The sequence below is a fragment of the Xanthomonas sp. D-99 genome, assembly GCF_017746145.1.
In the GTDB taxonomy this organism is placed as follows: domain Bacteria; phylum Pseudomonadota; class Gammaproteobacteria; order Xanthomonadales; family Xanthomonadaceae; genus Xanthomonas; species Xanthomonas cissicola.
Map to the genome: position 1 here is coordinate 1 of NZ_JAGHWU010000117.1, position 3679 is coordinate 3679.

Genomic DNA, 3679 nt, shown 5'->3' on the forward strand with positions numbered 1-3679 from the left:
GGGTGATCAAGCGCCAGTTTGGTTACACCAAGGTCCGCTATCGCGGCCTGGCCAAGAACACGGCACACGTGCTGACTACATATAACCAAGCAAGTGGACGCTGGCACCAAATAAACTGGACGAAGCTATCAGTCAAACTGGACGGCGGCGTCATTTAGGCTGGACGCTTGTGAATCGGCAAAAGTCAGCGCAAGCAGGCAAAGCGGATGCAACCCGCAAAGCACTGCTGGTCAGCGGTAGCGCCTGCAGGGCGCGCAGCAATGGCCTTTATCGGTGGGACGCCGATATGCCCCCATCCCCGGCACTGGAGATGGGGGCATGCGCTATTTGACCATATGTCTTGCTAGTCTTCACCATTCAATGGCTAGCGACGTTACGATTTTTTGAGCCTCTGCCCAACTAAAGCTCCGTAATTTTAGAGACAACACGGGTTGGCACTCCGTCGACATCAATTTCCCTGCCCACGTCGTCACGCTGCGCGTTGACGATCACCCCCTTGAGTACACGGCTCTTTGGCTCCGCAACATTCTTTAATTGCTTGATATCGGAGGGTTGATCGCCGTAAGAGGTTATCGGCACATTAGGTTGAACCGAAAGCCGCTCAAGGCTCTCTGCCAATCTCGTTGAATCGGGTTTTTTGTCGATTCGTCCAATGGTCGTGGAATCCGGATGGGCGTAAATTGCTGTCTCTGAAAGAGTAGCCCGTAGTGCTTCTTCGTCACTGCCATTCAATGAATTGATAAGTCGCTTCTGCAAATCTTCAGGCATTTGAGAAGGGGGGAAATGCGACTTTTCAAGGGTGACTTCTTCCGCGCCGGACACCACGTCAAAGTAGTGCATCATGCCAAGATGATTGATCTCGTTTTCCAAATCGCCATGGCCGCGGTTACTGATCAATATGACGCGAGAATTCGCATTGCGTGATTTCTCCAGAATTTCTTTTGCGCCAGGAAGCAGGGAAAGCTCAATATCCGGGAACGGAACATCTCGACTATAATTTTTTTTCGAAATTTCCGGCTTTACTAGCCTTTTATATTCGCGGACAAAGTTGGAGTATACGGCATTATTTATCGACGCTGCTTTATGCTCAGAAATTCCTGGGAGCATTTTCCGAACAAAATCTTCAATTATGTGGCGCTTATATATGCTTGGCCTACCCATCAAGTAAGATGAAAAGTCTTTTTGATTTTTCATCAGCAATGGCGCTTCATCGTCGACCGGTCCTGCATCGTTCAACTTGCTGTGCAGGACCGCTACGGCATCTCCGAGCTCAGGCAACGTGGACGCATGCTCCCTTGCTGCGATAGCCAATGCGTTATGCATAAGCTTATAATTCAATCCTTTCTCGTCACGCAGACAGTCGTCCCAATCCAATACGACAACCTGTTTTACCTCAGAAGCTTGGATTGAGGAACGGCTCGCCAAACTAACTTGATCGAGCTCTTTCACGATTTCATCAGGTGAAGCAGGTTTCATTTTCAAAATAGGGATAAGCGAATCATGCTCACCTTCGAGAACTTTCGCATCATCTATGAAGTGACGCGCAGAATCCGTCCCTGCCATCTCTTGCATGGAACGTAGCTTTTGCATTTTCTCAAGCGTATCTGGCGCGTCCGGATCTATCCCTACATTGTGGAGATGGGCTCTTTCGAACAAGTTATTTTGAATTGACTCGAATCTTGAGATTGCCGAATCGCTCGCCGGATCTATTGCGTAGGCGATTAAAATCATCGCTTCACTATTAGTTAACTTCTCACGCGGCATTCCGATTGCGGCAAGGCGCTCAGTAACCTTTGCTTGAGGATCCCAAGCTGCTAGGGTTTCGTCTAAAAAAGCGCTAACCTCGGAGGACATGGTAAGTTGCGGTGAAAATGGATGAGCGCTCAGCGTTGCAAGAGCAAGCACGTCCACACCTGCCTCCTTCGCTGCTGCTTCCATTGCCAGCATAGATCCTCCTGCCTGAATGTGGTCATCGGTAATGACAACTTTATCGCCGCGTTTCAGGTCGGATGTAACGAAGTAAGGCTGCTGTACCAAACGGCCGATCGGACTCGCTTCTGTGCGCGAGGTTCTTGAGAGACCCACGAGGGACTTGTGATCTGTAAATACAATGGGTTTTCTGCCCTTCTCCTTAGCTGAACTAGCTTCTAAGGAGTTCAGGGAACTGGCTAGCTCTGTTTGTTCGCAAAACGTAAAGAAGTTTAATGTACTATCTTCGGCGTAGTGATCGCGCGTCGGCCTTAGCAAATGAACCACACCGCCCTCATCGCCCAAAGCCTCAACTACATGGCGATGCAGACGTGCGACGTATTCTCCACGAGATTTATCGATTGTCGCTGTAGCCGCGAAAGCTCGAATAGCGCGTGTTCCCTGACTCTGAGTACTTAACAGCGGGCTGGTTTTTAGTCTGCCGAGTTTGCTATTTTCGCCCTCGATTGGTTCATCGGTGAATAAATCTCGACCACGCTTTCCCACATGTCTAACTGCATAATAGTCCTGCTTTCCCTGCGAGAGGCTTTTCACTGATTGCAAAGATGGCTTCTCAGTAGCAAATTCGCTAAAAAAGAAAGGCGCTTTCCCCGATTCATTCCGTGAATGGTAGTTTTGCGAATCTACACGCTCTGCAGACCCTAGGCTTTGGGTGGGGAGAAGAAACTTACCTTTTCCAACGTCATTCGAGCGATGCTCGGCAATCATTTTATTGACCGCCTGAAGATCGCTGCTAGAATTTGGAATTTTAGATGGCTTACGCTCGAGAGAGCGGAGCCCCCTTAGTTCAGCGCTCAATGCCGCATCCTTTGGAATTTCGCTATGGCGCCCCACTGGAATGGAACTTTTTGGCTTTAAATCTCCTTCAGGAAATTGGCTAAGATCATGAGACTTACTTACACCACCTGTTTTCATCAAGATTGACTCCTGTTGATTGCCCTATCCCCCCTGATTACTTGGCTGTATAATTCGAAAAATTTGCTTAACCTCATTCAAAAAGAGCTATAAAGACTCATGGTGCATCAAATTAAATCATTATTTTTCCGGCACCCTTGTGCGCTCGTTGCAAAAAAGCTGATGAATTTTTTCTCAGGACCCGCTCGGATTTAAATAACATAATTTTGCATGGGAATTATTGCCTTGGTATGGCAGTTTCACTAATGAGGAAGTTAAATCGTATTGACATCAAATATTTTAGCTTTTCGGCATCAGTAGACAGGCGCTTAAAAGAAAAAGCCTATCTTAGAGCGAATATTCGATTCTGCAGGACAGTGACGCGCTTAACAAAAAGATGGTTGGCAGGAGTATTAAGACCTGCCGATGCGCATGGAGGCCATCAGCGCGGCGGCATTTTCTCTCTGGAAAGACGTGGCTGGCATGTGCCCTGGCCGTACAAGCCGCACGCCAAGGAATCACGGTAGGCTACCGGCGCGTGGGCCGCCTGTTGGAAGACATGGAGATTGGGCATGCGGACGGCTCACTGGCCAAGCTTCGCAATCAACTCGCCAGGACCGGCCTACTGATCTTGGATGACTTCGGCCTGACGCCGCTGAGCAGCCGGGGACGTGCAGATCTACTGGAATTACTGGATGACCGTGTCGGATCTGGTGCCACGATTGTGGCTGGCCAGATGCCAGTGCAGGACTGGCATGCGTTTATCCATGACCCTGCTTTAGGGAAGGTCTGAACA

General features: G+C 49.1%; 2 protein-coding genes. One reads left to right on the forward strand and one right to left on the reverse strand.

Translation table 11 applies throughout. The features are described from left to right. Positions 1-399: 399 nt before the first annotated feature. Positions 400-2904, reverse strand: a complete 2505-nt coding sequence (gene xopC / locus J7360_RS21555; protein ID WP_244667877.1) for a type III secretion system effector protein XopC — start codon at positions 2902-2904, stop codon at positions 400-402. Positions 2905-3280: 376 nt separating this feature from the next. On the opposite strand from xopC, the gene J7360_RS20950 reads away from it, so the two are divergent. Continuing rightward, positions 3281-3676 (forward strand): ATP-binding protein, encoded by a 396-nt coding sequence (locus J7360_RS20950; protein WP_244667878.1) that lies wholly within the window; start codon positions 3281-3283, stop codon positions 3674-3676. The last annotated feature ends 3 nt before the right edge of the window (positions 3677-3679 follow it).

Coding starts and splice junctions, on each gene's coding strand:
- xopC (WP_244667877.1), bottom strand. CDS start 2,904: ATGAAAACAGGTGGTGTAAGTAAGTCTCATGATCTTAGCCAATTTCCT.
- J7360_RS20950 (WP_244667878.1), top strand. CDS start 3,281: ATGGTTGGCAGGAGTATTAAGACCTGCCGATGCGCATGGAGGCCATCA.